Source organism: Serratia sp. YWN4 (assembly GCF_055790845.1).
Window position 1 is genome coordinate 5,375,379 of sequence record NZ_CM147696.1, and the last position, 14,079, is coordinate 5,389,457.

Here is a 14,079-nt window from a genome sequence, read left to right on the forward strand (position 1 = left end):
AATTATTGTGCTATCTATATGTGAAATTCAGCATACTGTTAATCCATTGTTTGTGACGTTTCGCTATAGGTTATTCTCAATAGTGATTAGATGAAAAATGGCAAAGAATATAGCCTGAGAAAGTTGATGTTTATTTCCACAGCAAACAATAATAAATGATTAATACGAAGCCCGCCGCCATCTCAATATTTAGTTCACCTATTAAGGGATTATTATGCATCTCGCTCGCTTTCCACGCCTTTCACTCGGCCATTTCCCTACTCCGTTGGAAGCATTACCCAATCTGTCGCGCTACCTGGGTGGCCCGACTATTTATATCAAGCGCGACGACTGTACCGGGTTAGCCACCGGAGGGAATAAAACGCGCAAACTGGAATTCCTGCTGGCGGACGCCCTGCAACAAAAGGCCGACGTTATCATTACCCAAGGGGCAACGCAGTCTAACCATGTGCGCCAGACCATTGCCGCCGCCGCCAAGCTGGGCCTGCAAGCACAGGTTCTGCTGGAGAGACGCGTCAGTGATTTTGGCGATGACTATCAGCACTCGGGCAATATCCTGCTGGATAACCTGTTGGGGGGAACCATTGCGGGCCATCCGCCTGCGGGCACGGATATGCAGCAGGCCATGGAGCATCTGGCGGAGACGCTACGGGCACAGGGGAAACGGCCTTATATCATCCCCGGCGGCGGCTCTAATCCGATCGGTGCCCTGGGTTATGTGGCCTGCGCAGAGGAGTTACTCTATCAATCGAGCCAGCAGCAGTTGCGGATCGATCACATCGTCCATGCAACGGGCAGCACCGGCACTCAGGCGGGCCTGGTGACCGGGCTTACCGCCAGCAACAGCGGTATTCCGGTGCTGGGCATCAGCGTCAGAGCACCGAAAGACAAACAGGAGCAGAATGGCGCAGCGCACCTGGGAACTGCTGGGGCTGAAAGGGGAATTCCCGCGTGAAGCCGTGGTGGCCAACAGTGATTATGTCGGTGATGGCTATGGCTTGCCGACCGATGGCATGCTGGAAGCACTGCGCCTGTCTGCCCAGTTGGAAGGCATTCTGCTCGATCCCGTCTATTCAGGCAAAGGCATGGCGGGGTTGATTGTGGCGTTCACCGAGGCGTTTGGGAGAGCATGGAAAATGTGCCTGAACCGACTTTCGGAGTTATAGTGCGTGTATACTTACGTGTACAATACACCGTATACCGTAATGCTGGAAAAAACGTCGTTTACCCCCTGCTACTGGACGTCACTAGTGACATTATTGGGCAGTTAAACCGCCGAGTTGTCATCCCACTGCTGCCTATTGAAAATTATCCGGGTAGCCGTCGTCCGGTTCGAATGATTCCCCTTATCAAGCTAACGGACGGCAAGGAATACGCTGTAATGACTCACGAGTTGGTAAGTATACCTGTTCGAGCTCTCGGAGCTGAGCTCTGCGATGCGTCGCAATACCGTACCCAAGTAAAGGCCGCGATAGATTTCCTCCTCGACGATATCTAAAAACGCTGTGAGCTGCTGACAAAGATTTTAGTGATGAAAACAGATAACGGTATTAGCTCAGACCTGAACTGACAGTTACCGATTATTTATACAGATCTCTGTCAGATCATATCTGACTTAACATTTTCTCAGCCCAAATGCGTTTTCCACTGTAGCAAACCGGCAATATCCTTTTCTCCTTCAGCTTTTTTTAAGCGGCGCTGCTGCTCGGCAAACTGGGCATATTCCGCCTGCGCTTTAATCCGACTTAGATGCTGTATACACTTAGTATGTCAGGCTACATGATGCAGGTGTTTTACTCTTTCGTTATAGGATAGTTTCTGAATACCTAAGCATGATTAAATTCACTTGGAGTACGATCTTGCCCTATCAGATAGCCTATGGGATGTTGTTCTTGCAGTGGGAACTCGTTAAGTCTACCTAAGTGTGATTTTGAGATATTTCCTGATTGCCGTAACGATTGATTCTTCGGATAACTTGGCATAGTATGCTGATGAATTAAATGGACTTTTTTAATCACCACCACTGGGTTGAGAATTAAGATGACGTGGTACAAAAATAGAATTTTTCTCGGCGCTGCTGTCCTCATAATCGGTATCAGCATTTATTTTATCTTTACAATAAGTGCAAACAAACCAGCCCATAATGATACTCCCCCAGAGAAACAGGCTGCTCTCACCGTTAATATCGAAATACCCCAACAACAGAATTTACCACGCCAAATCAACGCCAATGGTAATATTGCCGCCTGGCAGGAGGCGAGCGTCAGTAGCGAGGCTGATGGGTTACGCCTGGCAGAAATTTACGTCAATGTGGGCGACCGCGTGCGTAAAGACCAACTTCTTGCGCGTTTTGATACCGAAACAGTCACCACTGACCTTGCCCAAGCAGAGGCTGCTTTAGCAGAAGCTCAGGCAAATAAAGACGAAGCCAGCACTAATGCACAACGCGCACGCCAACTGAAAAATACCGGCGCACTCAGCGAATTGCAGATCGACCAATATCTCGCCGCCGATAAAACAGCACGAGCTCGCGTCCAACAAGCGAAAGCGCAAGTTCAATACCAGCGGTTGCGCCTGGAAAAAACGCGCGTACTGGCCCCCGACGACGGTATTATCTCATCGCGCAGCGCAACGGTTGGTCACGTCGCCAACCGTGGCAACGAGTTATTCCGGCTGATCCGTCAAGAGCGCCTGGAATGGCGCGCAGAACTGACTGCGGCAGAATTACCCTACCTCAAACCGGGTATGAGTGCCGTCTTGCGCACCACAGCAGGAACCGAGCTCACTGGCCGCATCCGCGCCCTGGCCCCTGCACTCGATCTGCAAACACGCAACGCCATCGTCTATGTCGATATCACCCCAACGCAGCAACAACAGCTCGGGGTAAAAGCGGGCATGTTTGCCCAAGGGGCGTTCCACGTCGGTGAAATATCGGCGCTCACCGTTTCACAATCCGCTCTCGTCTCACGCGAAGGATTTCACTACCTTTTTGCTGTAGATGAAGCGGGCAACGTCAGCGAAATTAAAGTCGACATTGGTCAGTTATATGAAGGACGGTTTGAGATCCTCACCGGCCTGCGGCCTGATATGCGCATCGTTACCCGCGGTGCCAGTTTCCTCAATCACGGCGAAAGAGTGCGCGTTAACCCCCTCCCCACAGGGGAAGCCGCACAATGAATCTCTCTACCTGGTCTATACGTAATCCCATCCCCGCGGCAATGTTGTTTGTGCTGCTCACCGTCGCTGGGATCATCAGTTTCCGTAGTATGAAGGTCCAACAGTTTCCAGATATCGAGTTACCGATGGTCACCGTTAGCGCCGCCTTGCCGGGCGCTTCGCCGGAACAGTTGGAAAACGACGTGGCGCGCAAACTGGAGGACTCCGTTGCTTCCCTTCAGGGGCTAAAACACATCTATACCAAGATCTCCGAAGGCAGCGTGGTTATGACGCTGGAATTTCAGCTGGAGAAACCTGTCCAGGAAGCCGTGGATGATACTCGTTCGGCAGTACAGGGTGTGCGCTCTGATCTACCCAGCGATGTCCGTGATCCTGTTGTACAACGCGTCAATCTGGCCGGAACGCCTGTGCTGGTGTATGCGGTGCGCTCAGAGCATTTGGATGAAGAAGCACTGTCATGGTTTGTGGATAACAAACTGGTGCGCAACTTGCAGGCGATCCGCGGCGTCGGGGCCGTCAAACGAGTCGGGGGCGTCAATCGTCAGGTCCAGGTCGTGCTCGATCCGTTAAAGATACAAAGTCTGGGGCTGAGCGCGGCACAGATCTCGCAACAACTGCGTTTAGTGCAGCAGGATGCCCCCAGTGGACGAGCCGATCTCGGCAACAGCGAACAGACTATCCGCACCCTAGGGGGGCAACACTCCGCCAAGGAGATCGCTGCACTACAGATCCCGCTTATCGATGGGCGCTACGTTAGCCTCGATCAACTCGCTACTGTCACCGACACCGTGGCTGAAGTCCGCGCTTCTGCCTTTGTTGACGGTAAGCCAGTCGTTGGATTTGAGATCGTGCGTAGCCGCGGGGAGAGCGAGGTAGAGGTTGGCGACGCCGTGGAAAAAGCGTTGGAAAAAATTAAGGCAGAATACCCGCATCTGATTTTCACCCAAGCATTTGACTTCGTCAGCCCAGTCAAAGCGGAGTACAACTCATCACTCAATCTGCTGTATGAAGGCGCGCTGTTGGCGGTGTTGGTCGTCTGGTTTTTCCTGCGCGAATGGCGGGCTACTTTTATTTCGGCAGTGGCGCTGCCCATGTCGGTGATCCCGGCTTTTTTTGGCATGGCCTTGCTGGGGTTTTCTATCAATGTGATCACTCTGCTGGCCCTGTCGTTGGTGATCGGGGTTCTGGTTGATGACGCGATTGTCGAGATCGAAAACATCGTGCGCCACTTGCGCAGTGGTAAAACCCCCTATGAAGCTGCGATAGAAGCCGCTGATGAGATTGGCTTAGCGGTAATTGCCACCACGTTTACACTGATCGCCGTTTTCCTTCCTACGGCGTTTATGAGCGGTATTGCGGGCAAATTTTTCAAAGAGTTCGGTTGGACGGCGTCGATCGCCGTTTTTGCTTCGCTGGTCGTTGCGCGCATTCTTACGCCAATGATGGCCGCTTATATGCTCAAACCCCTGGTGGCAAGCGATCGCGATCCGGCCTGGCTCACCCGCTATTTACGCATCGTCAACTGGTGTACTCATCATAAGGTCAAAACGCTGCTTTCTGTCGGGCTATTCTTTATTGCATCGCTGATGTTGATCCCCCTGCTACCCTCTGGATTTATGCCGCCGGATGATAACTCGCAAACTCAAGTGTCTGTTGAGCTGCCGCCAGGATCGACGTTAACCCAGACTGAAGCGATGGCTGAACAGGCTCGTCAGTTGCTCGGTCAGATACCTGAAATACGCAGCGTCTATACCACTATTGGCGCCGGAAGTGCGGGAAGCGATCCCTTCTCCTCCGCCCTGGTGGAGCCACGTAATGCGACCTTGACCATCCAACTCATTGCGCGCAATGAGAGGGAGCGTAAACAACATATTGAAGCACGCATCCGTGATCTATTGGTACAACTGCCCGGGGTGCGTACCAAAGTGGGCCTAGGTGCATCTGGAGAGAAATATATTCTGGTGCTGAGTGGCGAAGATCCGCGCAGTCTGACGTCAGCCCAACAGGCGGTGCTGCGCGATTTGCGCACTATCCCAGGGTTGGGAAATATCGCGTCTACCGCCAGCCTCGTCCGGCCGGAAGTGGTCATTCGTCCTGATTTTGCTCGCGCAGCCGATCTGGGGGTCAGCAGTGCCGCTATCGGAGAAACGCTGCGGGTCGCTACGTTGGGGGACTATGACATGTCGTTGCCAAAGCTGAATTTGCCCCAAAGGCAACTGGACATCGTGGTGAAACTGGATGATGCAGCACGGCAAGATATCGAAACATTAAAACGCCTTATTATCCCCGGTACTAAAGGCCCGGTGATGCTCAGCCAGGTTGCAGATATCGCGATCGCAAGCGGGCCTGCGGTGATCAACCGCTACGATCGCTCACGCAATATCAATCTGGAGATCGAACTTTCCAATGTTCCATTAGGCACAGTGGTAAATGAGGTTAAAAAACTTCCCTCAATACAGAATTTGCCTGCCGGGGTGAGTGTGGTAGAAGTCGGCGATGCTGAAACCATGGGTGAACTCTTTGCCAGCTTTGGGTTAGCCATGCTGATTGGTATCCTCTGTATTTACATCGTGTTAGTGCTGCTGTTCAAACATTTTCTACACCCGGTGACCATCCTTGCCGCACTGCCTTTCTCTTTAGGGGGGGCCTTCGTCGGCCTGTTGGTCGCTGGGCAAAGCTTATCAATGCCTTCGCTGATTGGGTTGATTATGTTGATGGGGATTGCCACAAAGAACTCTATTCTGCTGGTGGAGTACGCTATTGTGGCGCGGCGTGGCAATGATGGCAGCGACGGGCGGCCGGTTGTGGCTGCCAAACCGCGCCAAGAGGCACTGATGGATGCCTGCCATAAACGTGCGCGCCCGATCATCATGACCACCGTTGCCATGGGGGCAGGTATGTTGCCAATTGCGATAGGGCTGGGCAGTGCCGACCCCAGCTTCCGCTCACCGATGGCCATTGCCGTGATTGGCGGCTTGTTGACCTCGACCGTGCTGAGCCTGCTGGTGATCCCGGCGATATTTTTATACGTTGATGACTTTAGCCAGTGGTGTTACCGCAAATTCATTAAAAATCAGTCTTAGTCACGGATCTGAGCGGGCCATTGAATGGCCCGCTCAGATCATGGTGTCGGTTTTCCACTGCACTAAACCGGTGATATCCTTTTCGCCTTCAGCTTCTTTTAAGCGCCGTTGCTGCTCAGCAAATTGGATATATTCAGCCTGCGCTTTTTCATCTGCCATTTTCTTACTGACCGTACCAGCACCTTGCCGAACCTCGCTATCGTTAAATTGCAGGAACTGATCCAGCTTTTCCTGCCAGTCACGCAGGAACACCTGCTGGCGACGCTGGGCCTGATCTTCGGCAAAATCCAGCCACATGTTGATCACGCAGCTGAGTTCGCTGACTTCATCTTGATTAAGGTAATTTTTCGCCACCGTCACATCGCTTTTACGCACTTCTTCGCCTTTATAGCTACTCAAGCCCATATGGGGCTAGCTGGCATCGGCACGCTGGTGGATCAATTCGGCAGCAGTATGACCGGTACAGGCAAAATGCAGCTTGTTCTGGATAGTTTGAAAAAACAGCGTTGTTTCTTTGAGTGATGGTTGATAGTCGGCGGCTAACGCAAAGATCTCCCGAACCCGCAAATAAACCCGCCGCTCGCTGGCACGAATATCGCGGATACGTTCCAGCATCTCGTCAAAGTAGTCAGGTACATCTGATGAACCCACGGGCGGATTTTTCAGCCGCTCATCGTCCATCACAAAACCTTTGATCAGGTATTCCTGGAGCGTTTGGGTTGCCCACTGGCAGAATTGGATGCCTCGGACGGAACGAACACGGTAGCCAACAGCAAGTATCATCGGCAGACTAACATATTGAACCTGATAGTTTTTCCCGTCACTGGCAGTTGTTCGGTAAAACCGAACAACTGAATTTTCGACCAGCTCACCGTCTTCAAAGATATTCTTGATATGTTCGCTGATAGTCGCTTTAGCTTTGCCGTAAAGTTCGCAGATCATTGCCTGGGATACCGCACCAACGGAGGCAGGCCGAACCCGCTGCCGCAACTGACCATCAAGGGCCGCTGGCTGGAAGCGTTGGGCTTTACCCAGGGCCAACCGGTAAGCATTACCGCCGAACACGGCCAACTGATTATCCGCACCGCGCCCGCCACGGAGGGGAACGTATGAACGTCACCTTTACCCCTGAACCGATCCCGGAGCTGATGATTGAAGGCGCTACGTTGGCCAGGCTCGGATTTACCGCTGGCACCCCGCTGCAACTGACGCGCCAGCATCGCACCCTGTGGATCACCACCGTCACCGACGAAGCCACCTGGGAAGCACTGTGCGAAGCCAGCCAAGACCGTCCGGATTTGGGCGCGGATTGGGTGAGAGATAACGGCGAACTAATTATCGACGGCGACTGGCTCACCGAGTCCGGCATTACCGATGCGGAACAACTGGAACTCATCATTGCGCCCGGTGTGCTCCGGTTGCAACGGCGAGAAGTGGACGTTTTCAAAGCGTAAAAGCAAAAATCCCGGCCAACTGGCCGGGATTCCTGTTTAAAAGGGTGAAAATAATATGCTTTGACAGTCTCTTTCAGCTTGATCAATTAATGTAATAATTGATGATAAGTAATCATGAACATCTCTTTCAGATAATTTATCCACCATTAACTCCTCAATCTCTTTACGAAGATCAATAAGCTGCTCATCACTAAAGAGTTCCATGTCACAGTTAGATAGCTCTGATAACAGGGGATATTTTTGGTGATCATTTTTAATTAAAAATTTTTCATTGCCTGAAAAATCATTTAATGAGGTGATGCTTTCACCTACTTTTTTATCCCATAAATACACTATAAACATATAGTTACCTCACTACTGTCTTACCTGGGAACGTATTAACCAGATTACCTTGCTTATCAGTTATGACCGTCATTATGGATGTTGGAGTACTACTATTCATTGCATCAACACCGATATTTTTACCCATGTCCACGGTACGGATATAATTACCAGTAGATGGGGAGTATTGGACTGGTGTCTTCACAACTGTATCTGATTGCAAGATTGTCTTCAGTTCATCCTGGGTGACAGTAAAGTGTGATTTATTAGATCCCCACTCACCGCCATGTTTCTTCCAAGCATATTCCAAACCTGAACCTGTAGACCCGTCCCCAACTTTGAGGTTAACTCTTGACTGAACAATAGAGCCTTTCCAGATTGGCTGTGCTGAGATCTCATCACTGGCCTTGTTGATCAGACTAGACGCTTCGGCAACATCCCCCTTCTTCAGCGCCGCTTCTGCCGCCTTGATAAGTTTACCCGCTGCATCACCCGCACCAGGGATAATCCCTATCGCCGCAACCAGGTAATCCAGCGCACTCTGCGCTTCTGCAAAGCTCTTGATATCACTAATAACAGGCACGAAGTCTAACCCAAAGCCGGTAACCCCTTTTAGCAGCTCGTCGCTATTGGCCTGCATCTTCGCTGAACACGCCTCTGCACTCATCCCGGCACAGTTTTTCTGCTTGTAGTCTTCTACGAGTGCTTTGGTAATCCCCCCGAAAAAGCGGTGTGTTCATAAGTAGAATTTTCTCGTAATCTGAACGGAGGAGATTTCTATGAAAAAATCGCGTTTTACCGATAGCCAAATCATGGCCATCCTTAAGCAAGCCGAGGCTGGAACGCCAGTGGCTGAATTGTGTCGCGAACATGGCATGAGCAATGCCAGTTTCTACAAATGGCGTTCACGCTTTGGCGGCATGGATGTCTCCATGATGGCCCGTCTGAAAGAGCTGGAAGACGAAAACCGCCGCCTCAAAAAGATGTATGCCGAAGAGCGACTTAAAGCCGAAATTATTCAGGAAGCCATGGCAAAAAAGTGGTGAAGCCATCGTGTCGAAAGCAGATGGCTCAGAACGCTGTCAGGAGCCGAAACATCAGCATTCGCTTTGCTTGCCAGCTATTTGCTGTCAGCGAAAGTTGCTACCGCTATCAGGCTAAATTGAGTGAAGAAAATGACGCCATTGCCGACTGGCTGCTCCGTATTACGGATAGCCAACGTAACTGGGGGTTTGGCCTGTGTTTTTTATATCTGCGTAACGTAAAAGGCTTTCGTTTCAACCACAAACGGGTATATCGAATTTACTGCGAGCTGTCATTGAACATGCGGATCAAGCCCAAAAAACGCCTGAAACGGGATAAACCCGAACCACTGACCGTGCCTGCAAACAGCAATGAATGCTGGTCAATGGACTTTATGCACGATCAGTTATCAGATGGTCGTTCAGTGCGTTTACTGAATATAATTGACGATTTTAATCGTGAGGCACTGGCCATTGAGGTGGATTTTTCCCTGCCCGCAAATCGGGTCGTGAGAACGTTGGAACATCTCATTGAATGGAAAGGTAAGCCAGCAGCAATACGGTGTGATAATGGGCCGGAATATACCAGTAAGACATTACTATCATGGGCTTGTAAGCAAGGGATCCAGATTAACTTCATCCAGCCTGGTAATCCGCAGCAAAATGCCTATATCGAACGTTACAACCGAACGGTGCGCTATGATTGGTTGGGACAGCACCTGTTTTCATCGCTGGATGAATTGCAGAACTATGCCACGCAGTGGCAATGGTTTTATAATCACGAACGGCCCAATATGGCGTTGAATGGCTACACACCGATGCAGCATAGACAACGCATGGCCTGACTCTACTTATTACCTCCGTTAAATATGGGGGGATTACCCTTTGAGTTCATCCTGGGCTTTTTGGTATTTCTGCTCCTGCGTCACGCCAGCGGCTTTGTTCTCGCCGATGTCACTCAGCGCGTTATTCTCCACAACAACGTGCTCCGTCGTGAAGTTAGCCAGCGAACACCATTTCTCCCTGTGCCATCAGCCAGTTACAACCCCATTTCACCAGTACATTTTCACACCGCCAACTTTTGGCCCCGACGCGACTTTTACGCCCGTGACGCCATTTTCCCCAACCTGTTAAAGAGCTACCGCACCCACATCATAGCAGCGGCGTCAGCCGCTGCCATTACCGCTTTTCCGGTTTTTATCGCGGCGGGAGGCGACGCACAGCGGCCTTTGGCTGTGCGACGCCGAACCTGCCCGCTGCGGGGGCGCACGACATAACGCAGATTATGCGTATACGGCCCGCTTGCTGGGCTTTAGATAGGGTTTACTGCCCGCCGGGACGGGTGCGCATAATCTCCCGCGTTATGTTTAATGCCCGAACGGCCAGCAACCCAACCAACAGAGAGCACCACGGTTTAACGCTGGCCGGACGGGCATTGACCCCCGCACACACGGAAGCCGAACAGGGCAGGAGGTGCGCCGCGCCGCGGCTTAGGAACGAACAGAAGCGAACGGCGCGCCTGCTGCCTGAGCACTCGCCAGCGCACTCACAGAGAACGCGCTAACTTTTGCTGTAATATCCAGCTATTTTACGGGAGGTGTGCAGCACTCGCAGAACACGAACAACACTATCTTCAACTACATATACGATAATGAACGGGAAGCGTGGAACGACCAGTTTGCGCTGTTTCTCCGTATTCCCCGCTTTCACTCCCGCCAACGGATTATCCTGAAGGATGTCTGCCATACTGACGAACTTGTCGTCTGTAGCACTGGCTATCGGCAGACCCGCTTCTCTGTACAGATAATGGAAGATTGCTTTTCGGTCTGCCTGGGCCTGTTTTTCCCACTGAACGACTGATGTCACAGTTTGCCCCGCGCTGCCTGCATTTTTAGCTCATTCATGTGGCTATTCATTTCATCGTTGCTGATAAAATCACCTTCACCATCATCATAGCGACTGAACGCATCCATTATCTGCTGCTCCAGCCAGCTTTCATGTTCACTGTTTTGATACCGACGCTCATCCGCAGCCAGTTCCTCTGCCCGCTGGCGCATCATTTCTGTCAGACTCATTCTCTGTCTTTCTGCTGCCTGCATCGCTAGACGCTTGGTCTCTTCATCTATTCTGAAGTGGATTGTGCTCATTATTAACTCGCCTACGTGGTGTCACTTGTGTTGTCATTATGCAAGCTATTTTCCGGATTGTCACTTTCAACCTCCCGCTGCTCCGCCGGATGGGTCGACGCATGTACCGCCTGCAACGCACGGATAAACCCACCGGGAAAGGTCATGACCTTGCACTTTTTGCCAGTCGATACCGGTGATAAGCCACTCAAACTGGTCTGGCGTCAACGACCAGGCCATGTCATTCGCTCGGGGCCAGATGAAGTGACCTTTATGAAGACGACGAGCGCAGAGCCAGACACCGTGCCTGTCCCAACGCAGGACCTTGAGGCGTGTTCTCGATTTGTTGGCAAAGACGAAGGCTGCGCCCTCGTGCCACGATGCGTTAAGTGTCTCCTGAACGTATTGCGTCAGGGTGTCGATGCCGCGGCGCATATCAACGGGTTTGACCGCCAGGAACAGGTGCTCAGGCTTTAGCATATTTAAGCGCCCGGAAGACATCGCCAAGCTGAGCGGGTTGGCAGGCGACTCGGCAGCCACCGGGCAGGTAGACCATAACAGGGTCGAGCGATACATGAGATGCAGAAGGCCGGGCAATCTGGATTGGGAGAACTTCTGGGCATTCGACAGCGGTGTGATGTTTGGGTTTTGCGTTTATCTGAGAGGGCCAGTGCTTAAAGGTCCCTTCGTTGATACCTTGGGATTCGGCGTATTGGCGTCGGGTTAGAGTGCTGGCGCGCCAAGTGTCGACGTGGTGTTTTTTGAACTCAGGGGTGTAACGCTTAGGCATTTTATTTCTCCGCTTGATGAATATAACGGCATGTTACCTAGGCGAAAATCAATTGGAATGTGAGTTCCCCGCACCATTACCCCGGATCTGGGCGCGGATTGGGTGCGGGATAACGGCGAGCTGATTATCGGCGGCGACTGGCTCACCGAGTCCGGCATTACCGATGCGGAACAACTGGAACTCATCATTGCGCACGGTATGCTCCGGTTACAGCAGCGGGAAGTGGAGATTTTTAGGGCTTAAATGCAAAAATCCCGGCCAACTGGCCGGGATTCTTCTAACTTAGATTATTTTTCTTTTCTTCGTAATCTTGTAAATATTTTTCAATAGGATACGCCGTTCCAAGTTCATGTATTTCACCTGTATCCTTATCAACTATAAATGGCGAATTACCCGCAAGTTGCGCAGAAAACTCTCCCGTTTCAAGATATTCTCGGGATTGAAAACAAAAAAACCATCCTTCAGAAAAACGTCCTTGAAGGGTAATAACAACCGGAATATCTGTATCTTTTAGATATTCTGTCGCCTTTTCTACAGCCTCTTCAAAATTAACCATCAATTCGTCCTCAATAATTGGAATGATTTAAACTGGCTGAGATCAGCAGGCTTACCCGTTTGCCCATCAAGGAATCGGACTGTTCCGTTTTGGTTTACAACATTAAACACATGTCCAGGTTGACCTGGCCCATATGAACCAAAAACGATTCCCCTGGAACCAGAACCTGCACCTGTCATTTGCTGTGTAATACTTTCGGACGAAGAAACATACTTAAATTTCGTACCGTATTGGCTTTCCAAAACGGTCAAAGGAATACCGTTGTTATGATTTACAGGCAACGCCGATGCAGGATTTCCAGCTAAAGTAGCATCGGTGGCAACAGAACAGTTCACACAGTTATGTGTTCTGCCTGGTTCTGGGTATCCTGGGTTAACATTTTTAATAGAGCCAGCAGTCTCCCCACTTGCTCCTGTACCCTTCATCCCATACACCGCACCACCAATCGCTGCTGTGGTGTGAACAAACGCCATACCATCATATAACGTTGCAGCAGCTTCCTGGCTCACGCCCCAGTTACTGGCCATGCGCTGGATATTCGCGTCACGCGCCGCTTTCGCATCAGCGCCAGCATACTGCCACATCAAGCCATCAACCTGCTCCGCACCATCTCTATAGACGTTACGCATAGTACCGATGTATTGACCATCGAGCTGTTCGTCGTAACTCTTCGCCATTACAGCCAGTTCCTGGCGCATACCTTGGCAGGCTGCTGAAGACAGTCCTTTACAGGCTGAGTCTAACGCTGCATCGAATGCCTTGTCCTTCGCATTCAGGTCATTAATGAGCTTCTCTGCCTGCGCCTTCTTCTCACCGTCCAGGTATGGCAACGACCACTTCGCATCCTGCCGTTTTTTCTCATCAGTCGCACTCAGCGCGTTATTCTCCACAACAACGTGCTCCGTCGTGAAGTTGACCGCCGCAACCACTTTTTCCCTGTGCCGTCAGTCAGTTACAAGCCCATTTCGCCAGTGCATTTTCACACTCGCAACTTTTTGCCCCGACGCGACTTTTACGCCCGGTATCACACTTTCCCCAGCACTGTTAAAGAGCAACCGCACACACATCATAGCAGCGGCGTCAGCCGCTGCCATTACCGCTTTTCCGGTTTTCTCCGCGGCGGGAGGCGGCGCACAGCGGCTTTTTGCTGTGCGTCGCCGAACCGCCTGCCAGGTGCGGGGCGGCGAGCCTCCGCAAGGGCCGGAACGGCGCTCTGTTGCACACCTGCCCAAGCCGGGTTTTGACTTTGCATGACCACACAGAACCGGGGCGGGCGCGGAAGCTGGCGAGGCGGGAACGAGCAAGGAGGAACGACTGCGAGCCGCCGCAGCCAGACGCAGCCGGGCGGGCATTAAGCCCTTCAAGCGGAGGCCGCCAGGCCGACAACCCTTTTGCCGTTGACCTTGATGTTGAAGAAGAACACTGTCGCCAACAGCGGCGGGAGCCTGCGAGCGGCGCGCCACACCGCACTGGCCGTTAATGATGCCAAGGAAGATTGCCCAACCCGCAACCGACGCAGAACCTGCCCGCTGCGGGGGCGCACGACATAA

Annotated in this window: 16 protein-coding genes and 3 pseudogenes; 9 read left to right on the top strand and 10 right to left on the bottom strand. The window is 51.7% G+C overall.

Translation table 11 applies throughout. The features are described from left to right. Positions 1–214 precede the first annotated feature (214 nt). Together cuyA and ACX9GT_RS24700 are read left to right on the top strand one after the other, a co-directional pair. Positions 215–1,100: pseudogene (gene cuyA, locus ACX9GT_RS24695) on the top strand (D-cysteate sulfo-lyase); the annotation flags it as partial. A 29-nt stretch (positions 1,101–1,129) separates the two neighbouring features. After that, complete coding sequence (locus ACX9GT_RS24700) at positions 1,130–1,498, top strand: CcdB family protein (protein WP_473189149.1); 369 nt, start codon at positions 1,130–1,132, stop codon at positions 1,496–1,498. 128 nt (positions 1,499–1,626) lie between these two features. Here ACX9GT_RS24700 and ACX9GT_RS24705 read toward each other — a convergent pair. After that, a pseudogene (locus ACX9GT_RS24705) lies at positions 1,627–1,740 on the bottom strand (hypothetical protein); the annotation flags it as partial. A 300-nt stretch (positions 1,741–2,040) separates the two neighbouring features. Between ACX9GT_RS24705 and ACX9GT_RS24710 the strand changes: the two are divergent. Beyond that, positions 2,041–3,177, top strand: a complete 1,137-nt coding sequence (locus ACX9GT_RS24710) for an efflux RND transporter periplasmic adaptor subunit (protein ID WP_473189150.1) — start codon at positions 2,041–2,043, stop codon at positions 3,175–3,177. Then, a complete protein-coding gene (locus ACX9GT_RS24715) occupies positions 3,174–6,260 on the top strand; it encodes an efflux RND transporter permease subunit (protein ID WP_473189151.1) in 3,087 nt (1,028 codons plus the stop codon). Before ACX9GT_RS24710 ends, ACX9GT_RS24715 begins: the two co-directional genes overlap by 4 nt. A gap of 33 nt (positions 6,261–6,293) precedes the next feature. Here ACX9GT_RS24715 and ACX9GT_RS24720 read toward each other — a convergent pair. Next, a pseudogene (locus tag ACX9GT_RS24720) lies at positions 6,294–7,055 on the bottom strand (virulence RhuM family protein); the annotation flags it as partial. Between the two features lie 99 nt (positions 7,056–7,154). Here ACX9GT_RS24720 and ACX9GT_RS24725 point away from each other — a divergent pair. Both ACX9GT_RS24725 and ACX9GT_RS24730 read left to right on the top strand, forming a co-directional pair. Next, the gene (locus ACX9GT_RS24725) at positions 7,155–7,373 is read left to right on the top strand and encodes a SymE family type I addiction module toxin (RefSeq protein ID WP_473189152.1); all 219 of its coding nucleotides are present in this window, start codon (positions 7,155–7,157) and stop codon (positions 7,371–7,373) included. Beyond that, on the top strand, positions 7,370–7,714 hold the full coding sequence (locus ACX9GT_RS24730; protein ID WP_473189153.1) for a hypothetical protein: 345 nt from the start codon (positions 7,370–7,372) through the stop codon (positions 7,712–7,714). Before ACX9GT_RS24725 ends, ACX9GT_RS24730 begins: the two co-directional genes overlap by 4 nt. Before the next feature lie 36 nt (positions 7,715–7,750). On the opposite strand, the gene ACX9GT_RS24735 is transcribed toward ACX9GT_RS24730, so the two are convergent. Continuing rightward, on the bottom strand, positions 7,751–8,056 hold the full coding sequence (locus tag ACX9GT_RS24735; protein ID WP_473189154.1) for a hypothetical protein: 306 nt from the start codon (positions 8,054–8,056) through the stop codon (positions 7,751–7,753). A 4-nt stretch (positions 8,057–8,060) separates the two neighbouring features. Next, positions 8,061–8,702 carry a hypothetical protein gene (locus ACX9GT_RS24740; protein ID WP_473189155.1) on the bottom strand — a complete coding sequence of 214 codons (642 nt, stop codon included), beginning with the start codon at positions 8,700–8,702 and terminating at the stop codon, positions 8,061–8,063. A 112-nt stretch (positions 8,703–8,814) separates the two neighbouring features. Here ACX9GT_RS24740 and ACX9GT_RS24745 point away from each other — a divergent pair. Next, positions 8,815–9,902, top strand: a protein-coding gene (locus ACX9GT_RS24745) for an IS3 family transposase (protein ID WP_473189156.1) whose coding sequence is annotated in 2 segments (ribosomal slippage) — positions 8,815–9,067 and positions 9,067–9,902 — 1,089 coding nt in all. Because the reading frame shifts where the segments join, the coding sequence is not laid out codon by codon here. Between the two features lie 715 nt (positions 9,903–10,617). Here the strand turns inward: ACX9GT_RS24745 and ACX9GT_RS24750 are convergent. From ACX9GT_RS24750 to tnpA, 4 genes are all read right to left on the bottom strand, one after another. Further along, positions 10,618–10,923 (bottom strand): type II toxin-antitoxin system RelE/ParE family toxin, encoded by a 306-nt coding sequence (locus ACX9GT_RS24750; protein ID WP_473189157.1) that lies wholly within the window; start codon positions 10,921–10,923, stop codon positions 10,618–10,620. Further along, positions 10,920–11,204, bottom strand: coding sequence for a damage-inducible protein J (locus ACX9GT_RS24755; protein WP_473189158.1), 285 nt, complete (start codon positions 11,202–11,204; stop codon positions 10,920–10,922). Before ACX9GT_RS24755 ends, ACX9GT_RS24750 begins: the two co-directional genes overlap by 4 nt. A gap of 66 nt (positions 11,205–11,270) precedes the next feature. Next, complete coding sequence (gene tnpB, locus ACX9GT_RS24760) at positions 11,271–11,663, bottom strand: IS66 family insertion sequence element accessory protein TnpB (protein ID WP_473189159.1); 393 nt, start codon at positions 11,661–11,663, stop codon at positions 11,271–11,273. Further along, a complete protein-coding gene (gene tnpA, locus ACX9GT_RS24765; protein ID WP_473189160.1) occupies positions 11,650–11,973 on the bottom strand; it encodes an IS66 family insertion sequence element accessory protein TnpA in 324 nt (107 codons plus the stop codon). Before tnpA ends, tnpB begins: the two co-directional genes overlap by 14 nt. Before the next feature lie 102 nt (positions 11,974–12,075). Between tnpA and ACX9GT_RS24770 the strand changes: the two genes are divergently transcribed. Further along, complete coding sequence (locus tag ACX9GT_RS24770; RefSeq protein ID WP_473189161.1) at positions 12,076–12,216, top strand: hypothetical protein; 141 nt, start codon at positions 12,076–12,078, stop codon at positions 12,214–12,216. Positions 12,217–12,250: 34 nt separating this feature from the next. Here the strand turns inward: ACX9GT_RS24770 and ACX9GT_RS24775 are convergent, their stop codons facing one another. Both ACX9GT_RS24775 and ACX9GT_RS24780 read right to left on the bottom strand, forming a co-directional pair. Continuing rightward, entirely contained in the window at positions 12,251–12,529 is a 279-nt protein-coding gene (locus ACX9GT_RS24775) for a YrhB domain-containing protein (protein ID WP_473189162.1), read from the bottom strand. Further along, entirely contained in the window at positions 12,529–13,419 is an 891-nt protein-coding gene (locus ACX9GT_RS24780) for a toxin glutamine deamidase domain-containing protein (protein WP_473189163.1), read from the bottom strand. Before ACX9GT_RS24780 ends, ACX9GT_RS24775 begins: the two co-directional genes overlap by 1 nt. Positions 13,420–13,935: 516 nt before the next feature. Here ACX9GT_RS24780 and ACX9GT_RS24785 point away from each other — a divergent pair. Beyond that, complete coding sequence (locus ACX9GT_RS24785; protein ID WP_473189164.1) at positions 13,936–14,079, top strand: hypothetical protein; 144 nt, start codon at positions 13,936–13,938, stop codon at positions 14,077–14,079.

What these genes read in the sequence shown, in the direction of transcription:
- ACX9GT_RS24700 (WP_473189149.1), top strand. Translation starts at nt 1,130, where the DNA reads ATGGAAAATGTGCCTGAACCGACTTTCGGAGTTATAGTGCGTGTATAC.
- ACX9GT_RS24710 (WP_473189150.1), top strand. Translation starts at nt 2,041, where the DNA reads ATGACGTGGTACAAAAATAGAATTTTTCTCGGCGCTGCTGTCCTCATA.
- ACX9GT_RS24715 (WP_473189151.1), top strand. Translation starts at nt 3,174, where the DNA reads ATGAATCTCTCTACCTGGTCTATACGTAATCCCATCCCCGCGGCAATG.
- ACX9GT_RS24725 (WP_473189152.1), top strand. Translation starts at nt 7,155, where the DNA reads ATGTTCGCTGATAGTCGCTTTAGCTTTGCCGTAAAGTTCGCAGATCAT.
- ACX9GT_RS24730 (WP_473189153.1), top strand. Translation starts at nt 7,370, where the DNA reads ATGAACGTCACCTTTACCCCTGAACCGATCCCGGAGCTGATGATTGAA.
- ACX9GT_RS24735 (WP_473189154.1), bottom strand. Translation starts at nt 8,056, where the DNA reads ATGTTTATAGTGTATTTATGGGATAAAAAAGTAGGTGAAAGCATCACC.
- ACX9GT_RS24740 (WP_473189155.1), bottom strand. Translation starts at nt 8,702, where the DNA reads ATGAGTGCAGAGGCGTGTTCAGCGAAGATGCAGGCCAATAGCGACGAG.
- ACX9GT_RS24755 (WP_473189158.1), bottom strand. Translation starts at nt 11,204, where the DNA reads ATGAGCACAATCCACTTCAGAATAGATGAAGAGACCAAGCGTCTAGCG.
- tnpB (WP_473189159.1), bottom strand. Translation starts at nt 11,663, where the DNA reads ATGCTAAAGCCTGAGCACCTGTTCCTGGCGGTCAAACCCGTTGATATG.
- tnpA (WP_473189160.1), bottom strand. Translation starts at nt 11,973, where the DNA reads ATGCCTAAGCGTTACACCCCTGAGTTCAAAAAACACCACGTCGACACT.
- ACX9GT_RS24775 (WP_473189162.1), bottom strand. Translation starts at nt 12,529, where the DNA reads ATGGTTAATTTTGAAGAGGCTGTAGAAAAGGCGACAGAATATCTAAAA.
- ACX9GT_RS24785 (WP_473189164.1), top strand. Translation starts at nt 13,936, where the DNA reads ATGTTGAAGAAGAACACTGTCGCCAACAGCGGCGGGAGCCTGCGAGCG.